The organism is Flavobacterium psychraerolatum (assembly GCF_025960985.1).
Classification (GTDB): domain Bacteria; phylum Bacteroidota; class Bacteroidia; order Flavobacteriales; family Flavobacteriaceae; genus Flavobacterium.
In genome coordinates, this window is the sequence record NZ_JAOQMX010000089.1 from 1 (window position 1) to 2,253 (window position 2,253).

Here is a 2,253-nt window from a genome sequence, read left to right on the forward strand (position 1 = left end):
AAGCTCAGCCTGACAGACTTGTGGTTTTAAGGAGATTTGGTTATAAAACAAGCAATCCTACTATAGTCCGTCTGAGCTTGTCGAAGACTGTATTAAGCAGATTTGCCTATTGAAACGTGGCTTCGACAAGCTCAGCCTGACAGACTTGTGGTTTTAAGGAGATTTGGTTATAAAACAAGCAATCCTACTATAGTCCGTCTGAGCTTGTCGAAGACTGTATTATGCAGATTTGCCTATTGCAACGGGGCTTCGACACCCTCAGCCTGACAGACTTGTGGTTTTAAGGAGATTTGGTTTTAAAACAAATAAACACACTATTGTCCGTCTGAGCTTGTCGAAGACTTTAGTAAGCAGATTTGCCTATTGAAACGGGACTTCGACAAGCTCAGCCTGACAGACTTGCGGTTTTAAGCAGATTTAGTTATAAAACAAATAATCCCAATCTTGTCTATCTGAGCTTGTCGAAGACTTTAGTATGCAGATTTGCCTATTGCAACAGGACTTCGACACCCTCTACCAGAAAGACTTGTGACTGTAAAACAAATAATCCCACTATTGTCTATCTGAGCATGTCGAAGACTTTATTATGCAGATTTGCCTATTGTAACAGGGCTTTGACACCCTTAGCATGACTGAATTGTAGTTGTAAAGAGATTTGGTTATAAAACAAGTAATCCACTATTTTCCGTCTGAGCTTGTCGAAGACTTTAGTAACCCCGATCGCGCAGGCTTGTCTTCAAACGGTTAGCGCAGACATTTGCCTGTGACCACAAAGTTGAGCAAGCAAAGTAACAAGAAAGGTGTAATCATTAAAACGGTTACAACTTTCTTTGTTTTTAAAAATAAAAAAATGACTAAAAATAGATTATTTTTGGGTTACAATTGGAGCGGGCACAGGTGAAAACCTTCGCTAACAAACGTGGTAAGTCTGTACCATTGGGGTGATTTTACTTCTTATTAATTGTAACATGATAGGCGCCAATAATTCTTCGAGCGACCTTAGTTAGAAATTAAATTTAACATCAAAAAACTTATCCCTTTTTTTAAACTCTTCTTCGATAGTTCGTTTTAGGCGTTCTTCTCGTTTTAAGAAAAAATAACCTAAAATACCTGAAACCAAAATGGCCTCCAAAACAACTTTTACTGTGGTTACTAAGAAATCTTCCATTTTTTACTATTTTTAGTTTATTGTAATTATTTCAAAAATACTAAATCAAAATTACGCCCTTAAATACTAAAAAGAAGTAGCTATATACAAACAAAGATACCATTTTTCTTTCTTGACAATCAACAAAAAAAATACACTCACCTAATTACCAATAACTTAAATACATAACAACCATCGAAAAAGGAAAAAACAACTTGGATATTTTCAAAATAATTTGAAATTCAAACACACTATTATTTTTCTTAATTTAGCCTTTCAAAATATGTATAAAAACACCCGTAATATGCTGCAAAGAATTAGCCTTTTAACAATCCTTATAACATTAGTATCCTGCGACAAAAATTCGAAACCAGAATATGAACTCATACAATCATCAGAATGGCTTTTGGGCAAATGGGAACAAACAAATGTAGATGGTATACTTTCAGAAAACTGGACTAAAGTTAATGACAGCACTTACAATGGAAGTTCGCTGTTCTTAAAAGGAAAAGATACTATTCATAAAGAAACAATGGTTTTGCAAGAAACTGCAGAAACCCTGACTTATAAAACCACTATTTACGGGCAAAATAACGATGAACCAATTTTGTTTTTGGCTAAGGAATCTGAAGAAAACCAGATGGTGTTTGAAAACTTGAATAATGATTATCCGCAAAAGATTAAATATTCTCAACCTAATGCAAGTCTACTTTTGACTGAAATGTCGGGAATACAATTGGGTAATACTACTACTGAAAAATACAGTTTAAAAAAAGTAAAATAGTCTCGGTTTATTTGGGTTTGGACAATAGCTTTTTAATTCAAAAAAATCACAAAACTACCAAGTTATGCGTGAGGGATAGTAGTGAAAATCCTTTTTTGGGGCTTTTTCTGCCCCAAAAAAGATTGTAACAAATAGCCCGGCCCGTAGTTTTTACGGAGGGACACGCCCAAAATAGGTGAAAAATGTTTTACTATTCGTTATAAACACAAAAAAGGCTGCCTTTTCAGGAGGGCACTGAAAAAGTCTTTCTAATAAATTGACACATAAAAAGGAGTAGATATCTATGGATTTCTACTCCTTTTTTCTTATATTTAAGTCTAAT

General features: G+C 34.5%; 2 protein-coding genes. One reads left to right on the top strand and one right to left on the bottom strand.

The window, feature by feature from the left end; translation table 11 throughout:
* Positions 1 to 1,003: 1,003 nt before the first annotated feature.
* Entirely contained in the window at positions 1,004 to 1,168 is a 165-nt protein-coding gene (locus M2326_RS17425) for a hypothetical protein (RefSeq protein ID WP_264620816.1), read from the bottom strand.
* Between the two features lie 283 nt (positions 1,169 to 1,451).
* Here M2326_RS17425 and M2326_RS17430 point away from each other — a divergent pair, with 283 nt between their 5' ends.
* Positions 1,452 to 1,931, top strand: coding sequence for a DUF6265 family protein (locus M2326_RS17430; RefSeq protein WP_264620817.1), 480 nt, complete (start codon positions 1,452 to 1,454; stop codon positions 1,929 to 1,931).
* Positions 1,932 to 2,253 lie beyond the last annotated feature (322 nt).